Source organism: Kitasatospora sp. NPDC001225 (assembly GCF_053597855.1).
Map to the genome: position 1 here is coordinate 69,783 of NZ_JBSFJC010000011.1, position 23,228 is coordinate 93,010.

General features: G+C 74.2%; 11 protein-coding genes. 5 read left to right on the top strand and 6 right to left on the bottom strand.

All coding sequences use genetic code 11. From position 1 onward, the window contains the following. Positions 1-67: 67 nt before the first annotated feature. Together ACWDCZ_RS06140 and ACWDCZ_RS06145 are read right to left on the bottom strand one after the other, a co-directional pair. Positions 68-9,649: a type I polyketide synthase gene (locus ACWDCZ_RS06140; RefSeq protein WP_449815330.1), complete on the bottom strand. Its 9,582-nt coding sequence runs from the start codon at positions 9,647-9,649 to the stop codon at positions 68-70. A 554-nt stretch (positions 9,650-10,203) separates the two neighbouring features. Continuing rightward, complete coding sequence (locus ACWDCZ_RS06145) at positions 10,204-11,193, bottom strand: alpha/beta fold hydrolase (RefSeq protein WP_449815331.1); 990 nt, start codon at positions 11,191-11,193, stop codon at positions 10,204-10,206. A 179-nt stretch (positions 11,194-11,372) separates the two neighbouring features. Here ACWDCZ_RS06145 and ACWDCZ_RS06150 point away from each other — a divergent pair, with 179 nt between their 5' ends. Then, positions 11,373-11,942 (top strand): helix-turn-helix domain-containing protein, encoded by a 570-nt coding sequence (locus ACWDCZ_RS06150; protein WP_449815341.1) that lies wholly within the window; start codon positions 11,373-11,375, stop codon positions 11,940-11,942. 215 nt (positions 11,943-12,157) lie between these two features. On the opposite strand, the gene ACWDCZ_RS06155 is transcribed toward ACWDCZ_RS06150, so the two are convergent. Continuing rightward, complete coding sequence (locus ACWDCZ_RS06155) at positions 12,158-13,483, bottom strand: tetratricopeptide repeat protein (protein ID WP_449815332.1); 1,326 nt, start codon at positions 13,481-13,483, stop codon at positions 12,158-12,160. Between the two features lie 191 nt (positions 13,484-13,674). On the opposite strand from ACWDCZ_RS06155, the gene ACWDCZ_RS06160 reads away from it, so the two are divergent. From ACWDCZ_RS06160 to cyaB, 4 genes are all read left to right on the top strand, one after another. Then, entirely contained in the window at positions 13,675-14,166 is a 492-nt protein-coding gene (locus ACWDCZ_RS06160) for an ATP-binding protein (protein ID WP_449815333.1), read from the top strand. A gap of 97 nt (positions 14,167-14,263) precedes the next feature. Further along, entirely contained in the window at positions 14,264-16,426 is a 2,163-nt protein-coding gene (locus ACWDCZ_RS06165) for a B12-binding domain-containing radical SAM protein (RefSeq protein ID WP_449815334.1), read from the top strand. Between the two features lie 10 nt (positions 16,427-16,436). Then, complete coding sequence (locus ACWDCZ_RS06170) at positions 16,437-17,507, top strand: aldo/keto reductase (RefSeq protein ID WP_449815335.1); 1,071 nt, start codon at positions 16,437-16,439, stop codon at positions 17,505-17,507. After that, positions 17,504-18,058: a class IV adenylate cyclase gene (gene cyaB, locus ACWDCZ_RS06175; protein WP_380777504.1), complete on the top strand. Its 555-nt coding sequence runs from the start codon at positions 17,504-17,506 to the stop codon at positions 18,056-18,058. The genes ACWDCZ_RS06170 and cyaB overlap by 4 nt, the downstream gene beginning before the upstream one ends. Before the next feature lie 347 nt (positions 18,059-18,405). Here the strand turns inward: cyaB and ACWDCZ_RS06180 are convergent, their stop codons facing one another. From ACWDCZ_RS06180 to ACWDCZ_RS06190, 3 genes are all read right to left on the bottom strand, one after another. Continuing rightward, entirely contained in the window at positions 18,406-21,084 is a 2,679-nt protein-coding gene (locus ACWDCZ_RS06180; RefSeq protein WP_449815336.1) for a ComEC/Rec2 family competence protein, read from the bottom strand. 84 nt (positions 21,085-21,168) lie between these two features. After that, positions 21,169-22,131, bottom strand: a complete 963-nt coding sequence (locus ACWDCZ_RS06185) for a helix-hairpin-helix domain-containing protein (protein WP_449815337.1) — start codon at positions 22,129-22,131, stop codon at positions 21,169-21,171. 187 nt (positions 22,132-22,318) lie between these two features. Continuing rightward, positions 22,319-23,164, bottom strand: coding sequence for a DegV family protein (locus ACWDCZ_RS06190; protein WP_449814359.1), 846 nt, complete (start codon positions 23,162-23,164; stop codon positions 22,319-22,321). Positions 23,165-23,228: the final 64 nt, after the last annotated feature.

Below are 23,228 nucleotides of genomic sequence, written 5' to 3' on the forward strand. Positions count from 1 at the left end.
GGTCCTCCGTGGGGATCTGGTGGGCTCGTGGTCGTAGGGGGTGGGGGGGTGGGGCGGCGGACCGGGGTCAGATGAGCTCGCGGTCGATGAAGTCGAGGAGCTCCTCGGCGGTCGCGGCCTCGACGAGGGCCGCCACGTCCTCGTCGAGGGCCGTCGCGTCCTCGCCGCACTCCCCGGCGGCCGGCTCGGGCTCGATTCCCTGAGCCGGCCCGGTCTCGTGGACGGGCGGGGCGATCCCGGCGTCCAGGACGGCGACCAGCTCGGGCAGCGTCGGCGCCTCGAACAGCAGGGTGAGCGGGAGCTTCAGCCCCGTCGCCGTGCCGAGGCGGTTGCGGAACTCGACCGAGGTGAGCGAGTCGAAGCCGAGCTCGCCGAACGGCCGGTCGTCCGGGATCGCCTCGGGCCGGGAGCCGAGGACGGCGGCCATGTGGGTCCGGACCAGGTCGGCCAGGGCGTCGGCGCGTTCACCGGCGGTCAGGCCGCCCAGCTCCTCGCGCAGCGGGCGGTGCCGCCGTGGCGTCGGGCCGTTCCCGCCCCGCCCCGCCCCGGCGGACGCCACGACCTCGCGCAGCACCGGCGGGAGGTCCGGTCCGAGGTCGCGCAGGACCTCGCGGTCGAGCCGGGCGGGCACCAGGACGGCGTGCGGTGACGGCAGCGCCGCGTCCAGCAGGGCCAGGCCGTGCCCTGGGTCGATCTCCACCAGCCCGGCCCGGGCGAAGCGGGCGCGGTCGGCGTCGCCGAGGGCGCCCAGCATGCCGTCCGGGTCGCCCCACAGGCCCCAGGCCAGCGCGAGGGCGGGCAGGCCCTGGGCGCGGCGGTGCCGGGCGAGCCCGTCGAGGAAGGCGTTGGCGGCGGTGTAGCCGCCCTGGCCGGCGCCGCCGAGCGTCCCCATCACCGAGGAGACCAGGACGAAGGCGGTGAGCGGGTGACCGGCGGTCAGCTCGTGCAGGTGCCAGGCGCCGTCGGCCTTGACCCGCATCACCCGGTCGATCCGCGCGGGGGTGAGCGAGGCGACGGGCGCGTCGTCCACCACGCCGGCGGCGTGGATCACGGCGGTCAGCGGGTGCCGGGCGGGGACCGCCGCGATCATCGCGGCGACGGCGGCCCGGTCGGCGACGTCCACGGCCGCGAACGCCACTTCGGCGCCGAGCGCGGTCAGTTCGGCCGCCAGCTCGGCGGCTCCCGGCGCATCGCCTCCCCGGCGGCCGGCCAGCAGCAGCCGCCGGGCGCCGTGCCCGGTGACCAGGTGCCGAGCCACGGCCCGGCCGATGGCGCCCGTCCCACCGGTGATCAGGACGGTTCCGTCCGGGTCGAGGACCGGCGGGACGGTGAGCACGACCTTGCCGACGTGGGTGCCCTGGCGCAGCAGCCCGAAGGCCTCGGGCGCCCGCCGGACGTCCAGGTCGGTGACGGCGGGCCAGCCGAACGCGCCCCGGGCGAACAGCTCGACCGTCCGCTCCAGCAGGCGGGCGAGGTGCTCGGGCGGCAGCTGGAGCAGGTTGAACGCCCGGTAGCGCACGCCGGGGTGCGCGGCGGCCACCTCGGCGGGGTCGCGCTGTTCGGTCCGGCCGAGCTCGACCAGGAGCCCGCCGGGACGCAGCAGCCGCAGCGACTCGTCGACGAGCTCGCCGGTCAGCGAGTTCAGGACGAGCGCCATCCGCCGGTCGCCCGCGTCGGGGCCCGCACCCGGGCCGGCACTCGGGCCGGCACCGAAGCGGGCGCCGAAGCCGGGCTCGCGGGAGGAGGCGAGGTGGTCGTCGTCGAGGCCGAGGGCGCGCAGCGCGGGCCACTTGGCGGGGCTCGCGGTCGCGAAGACCTCCGCGCCCAGGTGCCGGGCCAGCTGGACGGCGGCCAGGCCGACGCCGCCCGCCCCGGCGTGGACCAGCACCCGGTCCCCCGCGCCCACGCCGCCCAGTTCGACCAGGGCGTGCAGGGCGGTCAGGTGGGCGACCGGCACGGCGGCGGCCCGGGTGAAGGACCAGTCGTCCGGGATCCTGACCAGGGTGCGGTGGTCGGCCTGGGCCACCGTGCCGAACGCCGCCGGGAACAGGCCCGTCACCCGGTCGCCGACGGCCAGGCCGGTGACCCCGGGCCCGGTCGCGGTGACCACGCCCGCGCCCTCCAGGCCGAGCGGGCCCGGATCGCCGGGGTGCATGTCGAGCGCGCCCAGGACGTCGTGGAAGTTCAGCCCGGCGGCGCGGACCGCGACCCGGACCCGGCCGGGGCCGGGCTCGGCGGCGGCCTCGGGGCAGGGTCGCAGCTCCAGGCCGGTGAGGGTGCCGCGCTCGGGGATGTCCAGGTGCCAGGCCGCCGCGTCCTCGGGGGGCCGCAGCGCGGGATCGCCCACGGCGGACACCAGCCGGGGCACCAGGACGGCGCCGTCGCGGACGGCCAGCTGGTTCTCCTCCGGGGTCAGTACGGCGGCCGGGACCTCGGGGGCGCCTTCGGTCGCGGGAGTGCTTTCGGTCGCGGGAGTGCCTTCGGGCACGGTGGTGCCGGGGGCCAGGTCGACCAGGGTGAACCGGCCCGGGTGCTCGACCTGGGCGGTGCGCACCAGGCCCCAGACCGCCGCCTGGGCGAGGTCCCGGACGGTCTCGCCGGGCCGTACGGCGACCGCGCCCCGGGTGACCAGCACCAGGCGGGACCCGGCGAGCCGGTCCTCGGCGAGCCACCGGGCGAGCAGGTCCCGGGTGCGGTGGACGGCGGTCCTGGCCGCCGTCGCCGGGTCGGTGGCGTCCTGCTGTCCGTGCGGTCCGGTCGGTCCGGTCGGTCCGGTCGGGCAGTCCACCACGGTGGGCGTGTCCGGGTCGGCCGCCGCGAGCAGTGCGTCCGGGTCGAGGGCGTCCCACGGGACGACCGGCAACGGGCCGGCCGGCAACGGGCCGGCCGGCAACGACACCGGCTCCGGCACCGACTCCCGCAGCGGTTCCCAGCCGAGGGCGAACAGCGAGTCGCGCGCGGCGGCGGCCGGGTCGGCGGGGCGTCCCGCCGCGACCGGGCGCAGCTCCACCGCCTCGACCAGCCCCACCGGCTCCCCCGAGGCGTCGAGCAGGGCCAGCGGGAGGCCGCCGTCCGAGGCGGGCCCGGCCTGCACCCGCAGGAACGTCCGGCCGCCGGCCGGAGCGGCCGTCAGGGACACTCCGCGCCAGCGCACCGGCTGTACGGGCCGCCCCTCGTGGCCCGGGGCGGCGGCGATCAGACCGTGCAGGGAGGCGTCGAGCAGGGCGGGGTGCAGCCGGTAGGACCCGGCGTCGGCCTCCGCCGGCTCGGGCAGGACGGCCTCGGCGTACTGCTCGCCGCCGGCGCCCCGCCAGGCGGCCCGCAGGCCCTGGAAGGCCGGCCCGGGCTGGTGACCGCGCAGGGCGAGGTCCTCGTACATCCGGGTCGCCGGCACCGGCGTCGCGCCGGTCGGCGGCCAATCGGTGGCGGCCCGGTTCCGGAGCGGGGCCGGGGCAGGGATGTGGTCGGCGCTCAGGGTGCCGGTGGCGTGCTCGATCCACTCGCCGCCGCCGGTCGCCCGGCCCGAGATCCGGCAGGTCCGCAGCCCGTCGCCGTCCGCGCCGGACACCCGTACGCGCAGGTCGACGGCGCCGTCCGCGGGCAGTTCCATCGGGGTGGCGACGGTCAGTTCCTCGATCCGCGCCGTCCCGGCCTTCGCTCCCGCGTGCAGGGCCAGCTCCAGGAAGGCCGTGCCCGGCACGACGACCGTCCCGGCGAGGACGTGGTCGGCCAGCCAGGGGTGGCTGCGGGCCGACAGCCGTCCGGTGAACACCGTCTCGCCGTCGCCGAGTTCGACGGCCGCGCCGAGCAGGGGGTGCTCGGCCGGCGCCTGGCCGAGGTCGGCCGTGCCGGTCGGCCCGGCCGCTCCGGTGAGCCAGTAGCGGCGGCCCTGGAAGGGGTAGGTGGGCAGGTCGACGTGGCCGGCCGCCGCACCGGTGAGGCGCTCCCAGGCGACGGGCAGACCGCGGACGTGGGCCTCGGCGGCGGAGGTGAGGAAGCGGCGCAGGCCGCCGTCGTCGCGGCGCAGCGAGCCGGTGACGATCCCGTCGACACCGGCCTCCTCCAGGATCTGGCCGATGCTGCCGCCCAGCACCGGGTGCGGGCCGACCTCGACGAAGGTGGTGTGGCCGGAGGCGACGAGCGCCTCGACGGCCTCCTGGAAGCGCACGGTGTGCCGCAGGTTCCGGTACCAGTAGGCCGCGTCCAGCCCGGCGCCGTCCTGCCAGTCGGCGGTGACCGAGGACATCAGCGCGATCCCGCCGCCGCGCGGCGTCAGCGGCGCCAGCCCGGCCAGGAGCTCCGCCCGGATCGGTTCGACCGCCGGGCAGTGCGAGGCGAAGGCCGCCGGGATCACCCGGGCGTTGACGCCCTCGGCCCGGTACCCGTCGACCAGGGCGGCGATCGCGTCCGGGGCGCCGGCCACGGCGGTGACGGCCGGTCCGTTGACCGCGGCGATGCTCAGCGCGCCGAGGCGCTCCCGCACCCGCGCGGCGGGCAGCGGGACGACGGCCATCGCCCCCCGGCCCATCAGGTCGACGGCCAGGCGGCTGCGCAGCGCGATGGCGCGGGCGCCGTCCTCCAGGGAGAGCGCCCCGGCCACCACGGCGGCGGCGAGCTCGCCCTGGGAGTGGCCGACCACGGCGTCCGGGACGACCCCGGCCTCCCGCCACAGCTCGGCCAGCGACACCATCACCGCCCACAGCGCGGGCTGCACGACGTCGATCCGGTCGAGCGGGGACGCGCCGGTCGGCGCGCCGGTCCGGGCGTCGGACGCGGCGTCCGTCCGGGCCTCGGCCGGGGCGTCCGTCCGGGTTTCGGCCCGGCCATCGGCCAGGACGTCGGCCAACGACCAGTCGACGTACGGCGCGAGCGCCCGCTCGCACTCGGCCAGGCGGGCCGCGAACACCGGGCTCTCGGCGGCGAGTCGCGCCGCCATCCCGCGCCACTGGCCGCCCTGGCCGGGGAAGACCAGGACGGTCCGGCCGGGCTCGCCGACCCGGCCGGTGACCAGGCCGGGGGCCTCCTCGGCGCGGGCCAGCGCCGCCAGCGCCCGCTCGGCCTCCGGCCGGTCGGCGGCGACCACCACGGCACGCTCGTCCCAGGAGGTCCGGGCGGTCAGGGCCGGCGCGGCGGCGACCGGGTCGAGCGGCCCGTCGGCCAGCCCGCGGGCCCGCTCCCGCAGCGCCTCCGGGGTGCGGGCCGACAGCACGACCGGCACCACGGGCGGTGCCGCCGGTTCTCCCGCCGCCCCGGGCCCGGTCGGCTGCCCGGCCTGCTGCCCGGCCGGCGGCTCGGTCAGGATCACGTGCGCGTTGGTGCCGCTGATCCCGAACGAGGAGACGCCGCCGCGCCGGGGCTCCCCGGTCTCCGGCCAGGGCCGGGCCCGGTCGAGCAGGGCCACCGAGCCGGCCGTCCAGTCCACGTGCGGGGACGGCTCGTCGGCGTGCAGCGTGGCGGGCAGCGCGCCCCGCCGGAGCGCCTGGACCATCTTGATCACGCCGCCGACGCCCGCCGCGGCCTGGGCGTGCCCGATGTTGGACTTGAGGGACCCGAGCCACAGCGGCCGCTCCCGGCCCTGCCCGTACGCGGCCAGCAGGGCGTTGGCCTCGATCGGGTCGCCCAGGGCGGTGCCGGTCCCGTGCGCCTCCACGGCGTCGACCTGCCGCGGCGCGAGCCCGGCGTCGGCGAGCGCGTCCTCGATCACGCGCTGCTGGGCGACGCCGCTGGGCGCGGACAGCCCGTTGGAGGCGCCGTCGGAGTTGACGGCGCTGCCGGCCACGACCGCCAGGACCGGGTGGCCGTGGCGGCGGGCGTCCGAGAGCCGCTCGACCACGACCATGCCCGCGCCCTCGCCCCAGCCGGTGCCGTCCGCCCCGGCGGAGAACGCCTTGCAGCGGCCGTCGGCGGCCAGCACCCGCTGGCGGGACAGCTCCACGAACATGCCGGGCGTCGCCATGACGGTGACCCCGCCGGCCAGGGCGAGCGAGCACTCCCCGGCCCGGACCGACCGCACCGCCTGGTGCAGCGCGACCAGCGACGCCGAGCACGCGGTGTCCACCGTCAGCGCGGGCCCGTTCAGCCCGAGGACGTACGCGACCCGCCCGGAGACCACGCTCACGCTGGTGCCCGTCAGCAGGTGCCCCGCGACGCCGGGCCCGGCCGCCTCCATGCTCGGCCCGTAGCCGGAGTGCATCGCCCCGGCGAACACGCCGGTCCGGCTGCCCTTCAGCGCGGTGGGGTCGATCCCGGCCCGCTCCAGCGCCTCCCAGGCGACCTCCAGCAGGAGCCGCTGCTGCGGGTCCATGGCGAGGGCCTCGCGCGGGCTGATCCCGAAGAACTCCGCGTCGAAGTCCGGGACGTCCCGGACGAAGCCGCCCCGGCGGACGTAGGAGGTGCCGGCCCGGTCCGGGTCCGGGTGGTGGAGCGCCGCCAGGTCCCAGCCCCGGTCGTCGGGGAAGTCGCCGATGGCGTCGGTGCCGGCCTCGACCAGGTCCCACAGGTCCTCGGGCGAGCGCACCCCGCCGGGGAAGCGGCAGGCCATGCCGACGATGACCACGGGGTCGTCGGCCTCGTCGTCGTTTCCGGCCTTGCCTTCGTTGCCGTCGTTGTCGGGCTCCGGCTCGGCCTCGTTGTCCTTGTCTGCCTCGTCGTTCGCCTTCAGCGCGCCGATCGCGGCGGCCAGGGCGGCCGGGCTCGGGTGGTCGTACAGGACGGTGCTCTCCAGGTTCAGCCCCGTCGCGGCCGCCAACCGGTCGCGCAGTTCGAGCGTCATGGCCGAGTCCAGGCCCATCTCGCGGAACGTCCGCCCGGGCCGGACGTCGGCGGCCGAGCCCGTGCCCAGCACGACGGCGGTCAGGCTCCGGACCAGCTCCAGGACCGACCGCCCGTCCAGGCCCGGAACCGGCGCCGGGGCCGGGGCCGGGGCCGGGGCCAGCGTCTGCGTCCCCTCGTCCGCCCGCTCGCTCCCGGTGGCCCCCGGCATCCCGGACGGCCAGTAGGAGCGGCGCTGGAACGGGTACGTCGGCAGGTCGGCGAGCGGCGCCGAGGCGGGCAGCAGCGCGGACCAGTCGACCGGGACGCCCCGGACGAAGGCCTCGGCCGCCGCCGTGAGGAACCGCCGGCGGCCGCCGTGGCCGCGCCGGAGCGTGCTCAGCGCGGCGCCGTCCCCGCCGTACAGGTCGATCGCCTGCCGGACGCCCATCGCCAGCACCGGGTGCGGGCTGATCTCCAGGAAGGTCGAGTGGCCCGCGTCCAGCAGGCGCTCGACGACCGGCCCGAACCGCACCGGCTCGCGCAGGTTGCGGAACCAGTACCCGGGGCCCAGTTCGGCGGTGTCGACCGGTCCGGCGGTGACGGTCGAGTGGAACGGCACGCCGGTGGAGCGCGGGGCGATCCCGGCGAAGGCGGTGAGCAGGCCGTCCCGAAGCTCCTCGACGGCCGCGCTGTGCGAGGCGTAGTCGATCGGGATCCGCCGGGTGCGCACCCGCTGCCCGTAGTGGGCGGCCAGCGCGTCGAGCGCGGCCGCCGGCCCCGCCACCACCGTGTGCGCCGGGCCGTTGACCGCCGCGACCGACAGCCCGGGGCCGCCGACCGCCGCGCGGTCGACTCCCGCGAGCTCGGCCGCCGCGAGGTCCCGCTCCACCCGCTCGGCCGGGAGGTCCACCGACAACAGGCCGCCACCGCCCGCGATCCGGTTCAGTACCCGGCTGCGCAGGGCCACGATCCGCGCACCGTCCCGGAGCGACAGCGCGCCCACGGCGGTGGCGGCGGCGATCTCGCCCTGCGAGTGCCCCACCACGGCGGCCGGCTCCACCCCGGCCGAGCGCCACAGCGCGGCCAGCGACACCATCACGGCCCACAGTGCGGGCTGGACCACCTCGTCGCCCTCCAGCGGCGGCGCACCGGAGGCCCCGCGCAGGACATCGGCCAACGACCAGTCCACGTACGGGCGGAGGGCCTCGGCGCACTCGTCGATCCGCTCGGCGAAGAACGGGGAGGTCTCGATCAGCTCCGCCGCCATGCCCGTCCACTGCGAGCCCTGGCCGGGGAAGACGAAGACCGGCCGCACCGGCGGCCCCTCGTGCCGGCCCTCCACCACGACCGCCGACGGCCGCCCGGCCGCCCGGTCCGCGAGTTCGGCGAGGAAGCCGTCCCGGTCGTCCGCGACGACCACGCAGCGGTGCTCGAACGCGGTGCGGGTGACGGCCAGCGACCGGCCCACCGAGGCCGCCCCGAGCGCCGGACGCGCCGCCAGATGGGCGCGCAGCCGTTCGGCCTGGTCGCGCAGCGCGGGCTCGTCCCGCCCGGACAGGACCCAGGGCAGCGCCCCGGCCTCCTCCTTCTCCTCGGGGGCCGTGTCGGCTGCGTCCACGCCCGGCCAATCCGACAGGATCACATGGCAGTTGGTGCCGCCGATCCCGAACGAGCTGACTCCGGCGACCAGTTGACCGTGCGGCGAGGGCCAGGCCCCGGCCTCGGTGTTCACCCGCAGCCGCAGCTCGTCGAGCGGGACCCGCTCGCCGGGCCCGACGTGGTTCAGGCTGGGCACGAGCTCGCGCTCGGCCAGGCACAGGACGGTCTTGATGAACCCGGCGATCCCCGCCGCGCCCTCCAGATGGCCGATGTTCGTCTTCACCGATCCGACCAGCAGCGGATCGCCCTCGCCGCGCACCGAGCCCAGCGCCGCACCGAGCGCCGCGGCCTCGACCGGGTCGCCGGCCCGCGTCCCCGAACCGTGCAGCTCGACGTACTGGACCTCGCCCGGCTCGACGCCCGCGTCGACGCAGGCCTCCAGGAGCACCCGCTCCTGCGACGCCCGGCCCGGGGTCGGCAGCGTCTGCGTCGCGCCGTCGTTGTTCAGGGCGCTGCCGCGGATGACGGCGTGAATGCGGTCGCCGTCCCGGACGGCGGCCTCCAGCAGCTTGAGCACCACCACCCCGCCGCCCTCACCGCGGACGTAGCCGTTGGCGCGGGCGTCGAAGGTGAAGCAGCGCCCGTCCGGCGACAGCGTTCCGGCCCGCTCCAGCGCCCGGGTGCTCTCCGGCGCGAGGACCAGGCTCACCCCGCCGGCCAGCGCCAGCTCGGACTCGCCGCTGCGCAGGCTCGCGCACGCCAGGTGCACGGCGGCCAGCGAGGACGACTGGCCGGTGTCCACCACCAGGCTCGGACCGTGCAGGCCCAGCGTGTACGAGATCCGGTTGGCGGTCACCCCGCGCTGCAGCCCGGTCAGGGTGTGCCCGGTCACCGCGTCGGGGCCCAGCCCGTGCAGCAGCGTCGCGTAGTCGTCCGCGATCACCCCCAGGAACACGCCCGTCCGGCTGCCCTCCAGGGCGCCCGGCAGGGTCCTGGCGTCCTCCAGCGCCTCCCACGCCAGTTCGAGGGCCAGTCGCTGCTGCGGGTCCATCGCCACGGCCTCACGCCGTGAGATGCCGAAGAACTCGGGGTCGAATCCGTCCACCCCGTCCAGGAACCCCCCGCGCGCCGGGCCCCGGCCGCCCCGCCGCCCGACCACCGCGTCACCACCGCCGCGCAGCAGCCGCCAGAACGCCTCCGGCCCGTCCGCCTGCGGGAACCGGCAGCCGACCCCGACCACCGCGACCGCACGCGCCGGGAGCTCACGCCCGCCACGACAACCAGCACTGTCCATCATCGATGCCCCCCGCAGTGAGAATCAGACGGCCGACCACCGGAAGGCCCCGACGGACCACCGGGTCGTCGCCCTGGGTCCGCCCTTGAACCGGCGAGTTCGGTCGCGGGAGATCCCGGCCGCCACCTCGACGCCGATGCCCGCCCCACGAGGATGCGCCCGCCCGCACACCACCGGAACCCGTCCCGGGGGTTCATGATCGTGCGTTGCTGAACCCCGAAGGGGACCGCACATACCCGACATACCGGGCACCTCGCGGCGGGCCGCCCGGAGGGCCGCCCGAAGCGTCCGAGCCACGACCATCCATGGGCGGACACCCGCAGACCGCCACTCCGGCGCGCTCCGGGTCGGACCCGGAGCGTGCCGCAACAGCGCCGGGGTCGGCGGCCCGACGACCGCGCAGGACCGGGTCACGACCTCGGAGGAGGCCACAACGGCCAAGTACTGCACAGGGGTTGAGGAACATCCAGGCCGGATCGCGACTGGTGCGCGGCCGACAGGCCGGCGCCAAGGTGACCGGCCCGCTCGCGCCGGGGGCAGCTGGCTCGCCCGCCGATTCAGTCCTGGAGGGAGGCGAGCCAGGCGGTCAGCAGGCGGTTGACCTCCTCGGGGCGCTCCTGCTGGATCCAGTGCCCGCAGCCGTCCAGGATGTGGGCGGAGGCCAGGCCGGGGAGGGTGGTCGGGTAGGCCTCGATCGCGTCGGCCATCCAGGTCGTGGAAGCGTCCAGGGCACCGCCGATGAACAGGGACGGCTGCCTGATCGGGGCTCCGGCGTACTGGGCGAGGTCCTCCCAGTCGCGGTCCATGGCGCGGTAGCGGTTGAGGGCCCCGGTCATACCGGTGCGCTCGAACTCCCCGGCGTACACGTCGAGATCGTCCTCGGTCAGCCAGGCGGGCAGCCTGCCGCCGGGGAAGCGGTCGCGCAGCCGGCCGCCGGCGCGGGCCACGAAGTGCGGGTCGGGCTCGCCCCGGGCGGGCATGGTGTCGGCGGACATGGCCGCGTAGAAGCCCGCGAGCCAGCCCCGGAGGTCGGGCTCCATCTCCGCCTCGGCCCGGCCGGGCTCCTGGAAGTACGAGACGTAGAACTCCTGGTCGCCGCCCATCTGAGCGAAGACGTCGGCGGGGCGGGGGCCGCCGGGCGGCGCGTAGGGGACGCTCAGCAGTGCGACGGCGCGGAAGACCTCGGGGTGGAGCAGGGCGGAGGCCGCCGCGATGTTGGAGCCCCAGTCATGCCCGACGACCACCGCCCTCTCCTCGCCCAGGGCGCGCACCAGGGCGACGTTGTCCTCCACCAGGTCGAGCATCCGGTAGGCGTCCGTCGCGGCCGGCTTGGAGGAGCGGCCGTAGCCGCGTACGTCGAGCGCCACGGCCCGGTACCCCGCCGCCGCGAGGGCCGGGAGTTGGCGGCGCCAGGAGTACCAGGACTCGGGAAAGCCGTGGACGAGCAGGACCAGTGGTCCGGTGCCCTGCTCGACCAGGTGCAGGCGCCCGGCGGGTGCCTCGATGGTGCGGTGGCGCAGGTCGGTGGACGGCGCGGGCTGGTGCATCGCTTCTCCTCGGTTCACGGGCTGCCGCGGGTACCCGCCGATCATGCGGCGCGGCGGCCGCGCGACGCGAACACCCTTGCCATCGTGGCAAACTGGCAGGACAGGGCGGTGAAGGCGGCGCGGCCGCAGGGAGCGGGGCGACGGTGACGGACGACGGCACAGCCGACACGCTGGCGGCCATGGGCCCCCGGTTGCGGACCGCGCGCGAGCGGCACGGCACCACACTCACCGGCGTCAGCCGCGCGACCGGCATCTCGCTGAGCACGCTGTCGCGGATCGAGACCGGCCGGCGCAAGCCGACCCTGGAGGTGCTGCTGCAACTCGCGAAGGCGTACGGCGTCTCCCTGGACGAGCTGGCCGGCACCGCACCCGCGGCGACCGGACCGCGCGCCCCGGCGCCGCCTCGCTCCGGCGGCGACAAGGCGGTGCTACCGCTGACCCGCTACGTCGGGGGCCTGCACGCTCACAAGCACGTCCTCCCCGCCGTCGACGCACCCCCGGCGCGGCCGCGGCAGGTCTCCCACGACGGGTACGAATGGCTGTGCGTCCTGTACGGACGGCTGTGGCTGGCACTCGGCGAGCAGGACCTCGTCCTGAGCGCCGGGGACGTGGCCGAGTTCGACACCCGCACCGCCCACGGAGTCGCGAACGCCGGCCCCGGCGGACCGGTCGAATACCTGATCATGTTCGGACCGCAGGGAGAGCGCCTACGACCGCGCACCCCAACCCCCGACCGCGGCGCCCGGTAATCCGGAGCACAGCGCCCGGGCTCCGCAGTAGTCACACAGGGAGCTGAAAGGAGCACCGGCCGAGCAGCTTGATGTGGCTCCGCACGAACGGTGAGAGCCGAACCACGCCCTCGTCACGGACGTCGAAAGCACGTCCTCCCAGGGCCGCCCGAGCCGGCCCAGGTCGATCCGGCCGGCAACGGAGTCCTTGCGGCGACCCTGTTGACCGCAGGCCTTCAGACCGAACGCCCTGCGAGGAACAAGGCGGCCCGCTCGTCCAGTTCCGTAGCGCCGTGGACGGTCCGAATGCGCGCAAGGCGGGCGCGCATGTCCGTCACGGCGTCGTCCACCTTCACCGATCGGAGGCCTTCGGCCAGCACGAGGAACTCACACCACGTCGACAGGGCGGCTCCGTAGTTCTCCTGGCGGACCTGCACCGCCCCCAGGTCGGCCAGAACGATCGCATGGCTACGGCGCCGGTCGAGACCGTGAACGTCCAGGGCGACTTGGAGATGCTCCTGGGCCGCTTCGTAGTCGCCGAGTTGGGCGAGGATCATCCCCGAATGGTGAGCCCAGCGACCGATGCTGAAGTGGCTCGCCCAGGAGTCGCCGGGCGTCGGCGAGGATCGCTCGATGTGCCGCTGGGACGTGCCGAGGAAGCGGGTGGCCGTGGTCCGATCACCGTCCTGGGCCGCGGCGTCGGCGAGGGTGGTCTCGTAGTAGGCGAGGGCTTTCGGGTCGTCCAGGCGTTTCGCCTGGTCAACGCACTCCTCCGCGATCCGCACAGCGGCGGCCCGGTAGCCGAGATCGATGGCCTGCACGGCGAGGCCGCGGAGCGCGGTGGCCGCGAGTTCCGCGTCGCCGGCCTCGGCGGCCAGCCGGTACGAATGCGCGTAGTACTTCTGGGCGACGCCATGGTTGCCCTCGTCCTGAGCCATCCATCCGATGAGGTGGGTCAACTGGGCGGCCCCGGCGAAGAGTCCGCGCCCGACGGACTCGGACCAGGCGCCGTCCAGCCATGGACTGACGTTCTCCACGAGGTACTGGACGGCAAGGTGCCGCGCATGACCGCCGCCGAGTTCCGCCGCCGCGTCACCGAGCGACTTGACCATCTGCCGGACAGCAAGGACTTCACCCTGGCCGACCCGGACCGTCGCACCGGAGTTGGCCGTCACCCTGCGGGTGATGCTGTCCAGATCGGGCAGGCCAAGGGCCGCGAGCGCATAGCCGCTGGAGGAGGCCATGAATTCCCGGCGAAGCACTTCGCTCCTTCCCAGCGCGAGGACTGAGCTCACGGTATCGCCCACACCACCCTCGGGCACGTCAACCTGCGTCGCAGGCGCATCATCAGATGAGCTGAACCCAAGCACCTCACAGAGAAACGGCCACCAGTACTTCGGTGCCCGCCCCTGCTTCTCCCATCGGTAAACCTGTCCGCGTCCCGGCCCCTTCTCTCCTCTGCCCTCGACCTTTCCCAGTTCGATGGCGAGACGCTCCTGCGACCAGCCCCTTGCGCTACGTGCCCTTTTGATCATCTCGCCAGTGGAGACATCTTCCGACACGGCGCCCCTTCCCTGGACTACAAGTCGGCCTACAACTGGCTCACAAGCGGCATACAGGCTGGCACCTATTCGCGGACGGTGACGTGGCATTGACTGTACGTCAGTCGTCCAGGGCCGAAAGCCCTGGCTGGGTGGCTCTTCCCAGGTTCAAACACGGCCATGCCATCGATCCCCGCCCGAGGTGTTGCGTCATGAGCGTGCGTTTCCGCCGATTCGCCCTGCCCCGTGTCAACGAGTCGGTTCCCAAGAGCAGGGACCTGGTCGGCCACACGATCCGGGCCTGGATCTCCATGAGCGAAGAGGCGCACGACAACTTGAACCTGATCGCCTCCGAGTTGGTTACGAACGCCGTCGAGCACACCACCGCGGACACCATCGTGCTCACCCTCCAGCTGAACACCCGGACCCGGATGGTGACCATCGGGGTCCAGGACAGCAGTGCGGCCCTGCCGTCCGGCCGTCACGCGGCGCCCGACGACCAGTCCGGACGCGGGCTGTGGCTCATCGCCGCACTGGCGAACCGGCACGGAGCCCAGCTCACCTCAACCGGCAAGTGGGTCTGGGCCGAGGTCGCCCTCCAGCCCCTGGCCCGCGAACAGGCCCGCCTCAACGTGCTGCGGCAGATCATCTCGGTCAACAAGGTCCGCCCGCTCATCCGGGCGCGGATCCTCTCGGCCGCCTAACCCCCCTCCTTCTCAACCCGCACGGAACATCCCCGTGCCGGGTCGATCCGTCACGCCTCCGTGACCCTCATCCCGCCGACTCCGGAGAGAGGCACCAGTGACCACCCGCGTCGAACGCACGACACGCCCTCAGATCGATCGCCTGCGCGAAGCCCTGCAGCTCGCCGCGCCCGAGGCCCCGACCGTCTCGGCGACCGAGACCGACCGGCTTCTCGTGAACCCCGTCGAGCTCCGCGACCACCTCACCCAACACCTCGGCGACCACGCCAGCCGGGTCCTCGTGGCCGGGACTCTCGACAGGCGGCTCGTGCTGATCGAACAGCCGGACGCCCGCTGGGTCGTGGCCGACCTCTCGGGCCATAACCACGACACCCGCTACTGGCCGACCTGGATCACCGGGCACATCGAGATGGACACGCCGGACTCCTGGCTGTCCCTGGCCAACCTCGACGACGCCGCGGTCCATCGCTTCACCAAGCCGACCGTCCTGCTCGCCGCGCTCTACCACCCCGAGCACTTCCCGCTGCCCCGCTTCCCTCTCGGTGTCAGCGATGTGGCCAGGGCCGCCCGGTCCACGCTCACCGGGGAGGTCTCCCTCCTCGACATGCAGCTCGGCACCACGCTGAGCGGCCTCATCATGGCGGTGGCCGAGAACCGGCCGGACATCCTGGGGATCAGCGCGACCTTCGGCCAGCACGACCTCATGACCGAGCTGCTGGACGCCGCCTACTCCCTCGAATCCCAGCCGATGGTGATCGCCGGGGGCAGCCTCACCGCCCGCAACGAAGCCCTCCTCCTGGAGCGCTACCCCAAGCTCCTGGTCGCCCGGGGAGCCGGCGAGCCCACGATCAAAGACCTCCTCGCCCACTGGCACGGTGACATCCCGCTGAACAAGGTCCACGGCATCGGTTACAACGGAGCCGCACGCGGCGAGGGCACTCCGATCATCAGCCGCCGCCGCACCGCCAAACCGGTCAGCAACTCGCAGGACGACATCTTCCCCGAGCTGGACCTCCTGCCAGCCACTTTCGAGCACAAGGGCGTTGCCCAGGCCGAGGGCTCTCGCGGCTGCACCAATTACTGCTCGTTCTGCCCGCGCGGCCACAAGGGGACCTGGTTCGGAAGCCACCCGGAAGCCTTCCCGTGGCTCCTAGAGGAGATGGGGCACATCTTCGACAGGTACCCGCACGTCTCCCGGACGCTCTACCTGGTGGACGAGGAGTTCATCGGCCGCGACGATGGCGCGGTGCCCCGCGCCCTGAACATGGGCTCCACCCTCCACGACGCGGGCTTCACATGGGAGACCAGCTGCCGCGTCGACCAGGTCGTCCGCCTCGACCAGGACACCGCCTGGCACCGCGAGCGCGCCGACATGTGGCGCCGGCTCGTGCAACACGGCCTTCGACGCTGCCTGTTCGGCGTCGAGTCCGGAGTCGACTCGATCCTGGAGCGGTTCAACAAGGAGACCACCGGCGAGCAGAATGCCGTCGCCATCCGCACTCTGTCGGCGCTCGGTGTCCCCACCAGGTTCACGTACATCAGCTTCGACCAGCTCATGACGTTCGAGGAGCTGAAAGCCACCTACGCCTACCAGGGTCGGACCGACCTCCTCCTACGACCGATGCCCAACCTGCCGATCCGGGAGATCGTCGAAGGCGTCCAGGACCCGGAGTGGGTGGCCTGGGCATCCTCCGGCAGGCCCCTGCACAGCGGCATCTCCTACATGCTCGTCAGCATGGAGTGCCTGGTCGGGGCCGCCTACACCAAGCGGGCCCAGGCTGCCGGGCTCACCGGCGAGGTTCGGCCGTCCATGGGCCGGGTCGACTCCCGGTTCGCCGACTGGCGGATCGGCGTCGCCAGCCAGTGGGCCCAGCTCTGGGTCGACAGGAACTTCGCTTTGGACTACACCTTCAAGTCGCTGGAGAAGATGCTCGACGGCGACCCCCGCAGCATCGTCCGAGCCGCCCGGATCGTCCTCAAGTACGCCGCCTACCAGGTCTTCGGCCGCATGATCGACGCGATCGAGCAGACCCCGCCGGTGCCCGGCGAGAAAGGTGCGGAAGCGGCCCTCGGCGCCCGTGTGCGCACCGAACTGGAAGACGAGTTCAAGGCCCTCTCGAAGAAGATGGCCGGCGGCGTCGAGCACGTCCTGCGCAACATCCCCAAGGACTTCGCCGCCATCCTCGACAAGGAGTACCTGCGCTGGGAGCAGACCTCCGAGTGGCGCTCCATCAACGCCTCGGACCCCTGCGGAACCTGAGGAGACGACCATGAAGAAGCGCTACGTGCCCGGCCTCGGCCATGTCTCGGCGATCGGCGCCGGATGCTGGACCATCGGCGGCCTCGCTACCAACGACGGCGTCCCGGTCGGCTGGACCGGAGTGGACGAGGACGAGGCGTACAGTGCCCTCGTCCGCGCCCACGACCTCGGCATCACCCTCTACGACACCGCCGACGCCTATGGCCTCGGCCAGTCCGAGCGCCTGGTCGGCAGGCTCCTGACTACTGCCAACCGCGACCGGCTCACCGTCTCCAGCAAGGTGGGCTATGTCCGCGGAAATGCCGCTCACCCGTACGAGCGAGACCAGATCCTCCGGCAGTTCGACGCCACCCTGGACAACCTCGGCACCGACTACCTCGACCTGTACTCCCTCCACAGCTCCGACTTCGGCCCCGACCATCGCTACCTCGGCGAGGCCTCCAAGACCCTCCGGGAACTGCGCGATCAGGGCCTGATCAAGGCCATCGGCATGCGAGCCCCGCACGAGTTCTGCCTGGCATGGGCCGAGGACGTCAGCCACCCGCGCTGTGCGGAGGCATCCGCGTTCATGCTGAGGTTCGCCGTCGTCCAGCCCGACGTGCTGACCGTCCGCTACAACATGCTCAGTCCCCTGTACGAGCCCATGGACGCCGACATCTTCGACCTCGCCAACGAGTGCGGCGTCGGCGTTCTCATCAAGCAGGCACTCGGACAGGGGCTGTTGGTCGGCGCCCACCGCACGGATCTCCCGCGCACCTTCCCACTGGGCGACCACCGCCGAGGCGACCCGAAGTTCAGCCCGGCAGCCGTGGGGGCTGTGCGGCACGGTCTGAGGCAACTCGGAGCGGACTTCGGCTACACCCGGGCCGACCTGACCCGCATGGCTCTCCAATACGCCCTCCAGCGATCCGAAAACGCCTCCTTGCTCGTCGGTTTCCGCACCGCCCAGCAGATCAGCGTCAACGTCGCCGCAGTCGGCGATCCGCTCACAGCCCCCGAGATCGACCAGATCCAATCCGTCATGGCCCCCGTCCGCGAGACCATCGCCTCGCTGACCGACACTCAGGAGAAAAGTCCGTGAAGTACACCGAAGTCGAACAGAAGTTCAAGCTCCTCAGCGACCCCCAGGAGCTGAAGGACCAGCTCACCGCCCGGGGCGGCAAAGCCGGCCGGCCGACCCGCCAGGTCGACCACTACTACAACGCCCCCCACAAGGACTTCCTCTCCGGAGACGTGATCTCCGAGTGGCTCCGGATCCGCATCGAGGACGGCATCTCCTCCCTGAACTTCAAGCGGTGGTACCCGCTGGAGCGGAAGATCAAGACCCACTGCGACGAGTTCGAGAGCACCGTCTCCGACGCCACCGCTGTCCAGCACATCCTGGACTCCCTCGACTTCACCAAGCTCACCACGGTCGACAAGACTCGCGAAGAGTGGTTCATCGACAGCATCGCCGTCGCCTTTGACAGTGTGGGCGACCTCGGAGACTTCATCGAGTTCGAGTACAAGGGTGAGGCCGAAACCGTTGAGGAGGCCACCGAGAAGATCGAATCCTTCATCGCCGGCCTCGACATCAAGCTCGGCGACCGCATCCACGCCGGCTACCCCCATCTCACCCTCGGGCTGGCCTGACGAACGGGCGCACGACCGTACCGATATACCTGCACCGGACCCTTTGGCGCCGTGCGGATGTTGCGGTGTTCTGCTCTTTACCTCCGATTGGTGAGGCTTTTTTCGCGGCGTGCTCCAGGCCTGCCTGGAGCACGCCGCAACCGCATTTCCAGGCCTTTGCACGCTCCTGCGAAACCTCTCTGCGGGCCACGTTGCCTCCGTGCTTGCGGCATTTCTCCGGCGCGCTCCGGGCTGGGCCCGGAGTGCGCCGGAACGTTTCTGCTGGCTTTGCGCCGCTCCTCCTCCCACCACCCCCTTCTACTTTCCATGCCCCCACGTTGATTGGTGGAAGGAGGAGAGCGCGGGGGTCAGGTGGGCGGGGCCCGCGGGGCGCCCGGGGTCCGCTCCGGGTGGGCGTGGGGTGCGGGGCCGTGCCCGTCGGCCCCACCGGTTCCGCCGGCGCCGCCGGGCCTGGCGTTGCCGCTGGAGTGGCGGGCCGCGTGGGCGGGTTGGGGGTGGACGGCCGCACCGAGGGTGGCCGGGGAGTCCCCCGTCACCGCGATGTCCCCCTCCCGGTCGGTGCGCAGAACGGTGGCGCCGAGTGCGCGCAGGTGGTCGACCGTCTTCGGGGACGGGTGACCGTACGGGTTGCCCTCGCCGCAGGAGACGAGGGCCAGCCGGGGCCGCAGCGCACCGGCCAAGTCCCAGTCCTGGTGGGCCGATCCGTGGTGCGCCACCTTCACGACGTCGACCTTCCCCAGCCGGCCCAGCAGGGCCGACTGGGCCTGCGGTTCGAGATCTCCGAGCAGTGCCATCCGTAGTCCTCCTGTCAGTGACACCATCAGTGCGACGCTTGCGTTGTTCGGTCCGGGCGCCTCGGCAGCCGCACCGGGGACGGGCCACACCACGTCCCAGGCCAGCTCCGCTCCGACGGAGCGCCGTTCACCACGACCCGCTCTCAGCAACGGGAGGCCGGCCCCTGCGGCCCAGCTCGTCACCCGGGCCGCCTCGCCCGGCGGATCGTCCAGCGTGGTGCCCTCGACGGCGCCGACCCGGCGGCCCCGCAACACCCCCGGCACGCCCTCGACGTGGTCAGCATGGAAATGCGTCAGCAGGAGTAAGGGGACGGTCGTGACGCCGAGGTCGCGCAGGCATCTGTCGGCGGCGTTCGGGTCCGGCCCGGCGTCGATCACCACCGCGCTGTCCGGCTCCCCCGTCGCCAGGGCCAGCATGTCCCCCTGCCCGATGTCGCACATCACCAGTCGCCACCCCGGCGGCGGCCAGCCGGTGGCGATCCGGATGAGCTGCGGCGGGTGGAGCAGCACGGCCAGCAGGACCATCATCAGCACTGCCGTCACCAGCGCCCGCGCCCAGCGCCGCCGGGCGGGCACCGGCACTGGACTGCCCGCCTCCCGCCGTCGGGGCAGCAGGAGCGGCGCCGCCCAGCAGGCCGCCAGGACGGCCAGCGCGACCGTCACCGTACCGAACCACCCGCCGGGCCAGGTCAGTTGGCCACCCGGCACCTCGGCGCCGCGCCGTGCGACCAGGGCCAGCCAGCCGGCCGGCAGCCCGGCCGGTTCCGCGAGCAGGCGGGCCAGGGCCGGAAGGAGCGGCTGAAGGGCGAGCACCCCGAAGCCGAGCAGCGTCGCCGGGGCCACTGCCAGCTCGGCCAGCAGGTTGCAGGGGATGCCGACCAGGCTGATGTGCCCGGACAGCACCACCGTCACCGGCGCGCACAGCGCCTGGGCGGCCGCCGTCGCCGCGAACGCGCCTGCCAGGTGGTGCGGCCAGCGGCGGGCCCGCAGGGCTTCGGCCCAGTGCGGCCCGAGGACGAGCAGCCCGGCGGTGGCGAGCACGGAGAGCAGGAAGCCGAACGAGCGCGCCAGGAACGGGTCCAGCAGGACCAGCACCAGGACGGCCCCGGCGAGCGCGGGCACGGCCTTGCGGGGACGGCCGGTGGCCAGGGCCAGCATGCCGATCAGTCCCGTCCCGGCCGCCCGAAGCACGCTGGGCTCGGGCCGGCAGACGGTGACGAAGGCCAGCGTCAGCGCCGTGCCGAGCAGCGCGCCGGTGCGCAGCGACAGCCCCAGCACCGCGGCCAGCCCGCGCCGTTCCGGGGTGCCGGCCTGCCCGGGCGCTCCCAGCAGCGCACCGAGGACGATCGCCAGGTTGGCCCCGCTGACCGCCACCAGGTGAACCAGGTCGGTGGCCCGGAAGGCGTCGTCGAGGTCGTCGGGCAGTCGCGAGGTGTCGCCGACGACCAGCCCCGGGAGCAGCCCGCGCGCGTCCGCGGGCAGTCCGTCGGTGGCCGTGCGGAGGCCCTCACGGAGCCGCCCGGCGATCCGCTGCGGCAGGCTCGGCGGCGCCAGCTGCCGGGGCGCCCCATGGACGACCAGCAGCGCGGCGGACTCGGTGTCGTGCCCCTCCCCCGCCGGCCGTACCTCGGCCTCCACGGCCAGCCGCTGGGACGGGAGCAGCCGCTGCCAGGGCTCGCCCTCCGCCCCTCGGGCCATGACGGTCACCGGCGTACGCGTGCGGGTGCTCCGCCCGTCCGGGAGCGGGGTGACACGGTCGGCCACCGCGTCCACGGTGAGGAGCGTCTGCCCGCCGACGGTGCCGCCCCGGGAGGTGTGGACCTTCGGGTCCCCCGCGACGGTCAGCTCCACCTCCACCACCGGGGCGGGCTCGCCCGGCGCTCGCGGACCGGCAGCCGCGGACGCACGGGCGAGCTCCGGCAGCGGCCCCCGGTGGAGGGCGGCGGTGTGCAGCGGGGTGGCGACCGCGGCCGCCGCCCCGGTGAGCAGGACGGCGGCCAGCGTCGCCGAGGCCCCGCGCCGGCGCAGGACCCCCGGCCGGGTGAGCAGCAGGACGGCCGCGAGCGCGGCGATGCCCGCCGCGGTGAGGACGAGGGCCGCGTACCCCGGCTCCAGACGCAGGAGTGCCGCCGTGACCGCCCAGGCCGAGACGGCGGGCAGCAGCAGCCGGAAGTCGGCGCCCGGGGAACGGGACGCAACGGCCGGACCGACCGGCGTGGTGGCGACGGACATGGCGGCACCTCCCTTCGAAGGCCGGGCATGCGGGCGGGGAAAGTGGACAGGGGGAACGGGCAGGGACCGCGGCAGGACAGGGCGTCAGAGGGTGAGCAGCGGACGGAGCTCCGCGTACGTACGGGCGCCGATGCCGCTGACCTGCCGGAGTTGGTCGAGGGAGCGGAAGGAGCCGTGCGAGGTGCGGTAGGCGAGGATGCGCTGGGCGAGGGTGGGGCCGACACCGGGAAGGCTGTCGAGCTGTTCGAGCGTCGCGCGGTTGAGGCTGACGGGCGGCCGGGGCACGACGGCGCCCGGAGGGCCGCTCCCGCTTCCGACCACCGGGCCGGGGGCGGGCGCCTGCTCGCCGACCAGGATCTGCTCACCGTCCGTCAGGATGCGGGCCAGGTTGAGGTTCCTGGTGTCCGTCTCCGGCAGCGGACCGCCCGCCGCCCGCAGGGCGTCGGCTACCCGGGAGCCGCCGGGCAGGGTGTGCAGGCCCGGGAGGTGGACCCGGCCGCCGATGTCCACCACGACAGCCGGCCCGGTGCCGGACACGGCCTCGGCACCGGCGCCGGGCCCGGCCCTGGAAGGAGCGGAGTCGTCGGGGACGGACGGCTCCGCCCCCGACGGTGCCGCGACCGCCGCGAGCGCGGGTACGGCGACCGCCTCCGGCCGGGCCAGCCAGAAGTGCTGCACGGCGTAACCGACCGCGAACAGCAGCAGGATGGCCAATCCGGCCACCGCGCGCCGATCGAGTGCCAGCACCGAGGCGAACGAGGGCATCGAGGAGGATGTGGAGAACCGCGAACGCGCCCCGACCTCCGGCTGACCCATGTCGGCGTCGCCCGGATCCGACGCAACACCCGCATCCGGCGGGACCGGCGTCGCATCCGACAGCACCGGCACCGGCATCGCAACCGGCGACGGCGGCGGGGCCGGCCCCGAAGGGCCCCCTCCCGCACCGCCCTCCGGCTCGTCATCCATCGGCAGCAGCGCGGCCATCCGCAGCCGCACCGTCTCGTTGATCGCATGGCGCTTCGCCGCGCCCAGGCCCATGGTCGTCATGCCGAGGACGGTAGGAGTCCTCCGGCGAACGTGCGGAAATTAGCGAAACCCTGTGGATAACCCGGGGGTTGTGGATAAAAAGCGTCACTCACAAGAGTGGGTAGGACCGCCTGAGGTTGACCGAGCGGCCAGCGAACCACCCACCGGACCGCCCGCCCAACGAGCCACCCACCGGACCGCCACCCCCTCAGCGCGGCGCGACCACCACCGCCAGCAGCCCCGGCCCGACGTGCGCCCCGATCACCGCCCCCACCTCGCCCACGTACAGCTCCCGCAGCCCCGGCACCCGGACCCGCAGCCGCTCCGCGAGCGGTTCGGCCCGCTCCTCGGCCGCCAGGTGGTGCACGGTGATGTCGACGTCCTGCTCCCCCGACCGCTCGACCGCGATCTCCTCCAGCCGCGCGATCGCCCGCGACGCCGTCCGCACCTTCTCCAGCGGCTCGATCCGCCCGCCGTCCAGGTGCAGCAGCGGCTTGACCGCCAGGGCCGAACCGAGCAGCGCCCGCGCCGCCCCGATCCGTCCGCCCCGGCGCAGGTGTTCCAGGGTGTCGACGTAGAAGAACCCGCTGGTCCCGGCCGCCCGCCGGCCGGCCGCCTCGGCCGCCTCGGCCAGGCCCTGCCCGGCCGCGATCGCCTCGGCCGCCGCCAGCACCCCGTACCCGAGCGCCATCCCGACCAGTCGGCTGTCCACCACCCGCACCGGTACGGGCGCCTCGGCGGCGGCCAGCCGGGCGGCCTCGACGGTGCCGGACAGTTCGCCGGAGATGTGCACCGAGACGATGCCCTTCGCCCCGGCCTCGGCGGCCGCCCGGTAGGCGGCGGCGAAGGTCTCCGGGTTCGGCCGGGAGGTGGTCACCCGCTGTTTGCCGCGCAGCGCCTCGGCGACGTCCTTCGGGGAGATCTCGACGCCCTCGCTCAGCACCGAGTCGCCGACCGCGACGCTCAGCGGGACCACCGTGATCCCGTACCGGTCGAGGGCGTCCTGCGGCAGATAGGCCGTGGAATCGGTGACAAGTGCGAGGTCGGAGGGCATGAGCCGGAGGTTACCCCCCGTCGCTCCGGGAGGACAGCGCCCGGTCCGGGCCCCCTCGGGAGGC